General features: G+C 64.1%; 1 protein-coding gene and 1 pseudogene. Both read left to right on the top strand.

Annotation, left to right across the window (positions count from 1 at the left end):
- Positions 1–314, top strand: a pseudogene (locus tag MOV75_RS40660) (serine--glyoxylate aminotransferase); the annotation flags it as partial.
- A 43-nt stretch (positions 315–357) separates the two neighbouring features.
- The coding region (locus MOV75_RS40655) for an enoyl-CoA hydratase-related protein (RefSeq protein ID WP_247008482.1) at positions 358–714 on the top strand (357 nt) is incomplete at its 3' end.

Raw genomic sequence — 714 nt, 5'->3', positions numbered from 1 at the left:
ACCCGGCGGCGCACTCGCCGGCGCTGACCGGCGTGCGCGTGCCGGATGGACACGACGCCGACGCCTTCCGCAAGGTGGTGCTGGAAGCCTTCGACATGTCGCTCGGCACCGGCCTGAACAAGGTCAAGGGCAAGGTGTTCCGCATCGGCCATATCGGGCATTTCAACGATCTGATGCTGATGGGCACTCTCGCCGGCGTCGAGATGGGTCTGGATCTGGCAAAAATTCCGCACCGGAGCGGCGGCGTCTTGGCGGCCATGGACGTCCTGAAGGGGCGCGATGTGGTGCCGATGACCAAAGCTCAGGTGGCCTAGAGCCGGCTAGCCTGGACTGACCGAGAGAAGAAGAGAGCGCGCGATGAACGCACCGACGACCGCTAACGAAGACCTGCTCTATTCCGTCCAGGACGGCATCGCGCGGATCACCTTCAACCGCCCGCAGGCGCGCAACGCAATGACCTTCGCCATGTATGACCGCATGGCGGAGATCTGTCTGGAGATCAACGCCGATCGCTCGATCAGGGCGCTGATCCTGACCGGGGCCGGCGACAAGGCGTTCGCCTCCGGCACCGACATTTCCCAGTTCCGTGCGTTCAAGACCGCGCAGGACGCGCTCGACTACGAGGCCCGGATCGACCGCGTCGCGATCCGCGTGACGAAACCCTTGCGCAAGCCAAGTACGACACTTGCGATGTTCGAGAAGGTGGACGAGCAG

Origin of the sequence: Bradyrhizobium sp. PRIMUS42, assembly GCF_023006515.1 — a bacterium.
In the GTDB taxonomy this organism is placed as follows: Bacteria; Pseudomonadota; Alphaproteobacteria; order Rhizobiales; family Xanthobacteraceae; genus Bradyrhizobium.
This window is presented reverse-complemented; position numbering and strand designations above follow the sequence as displayed.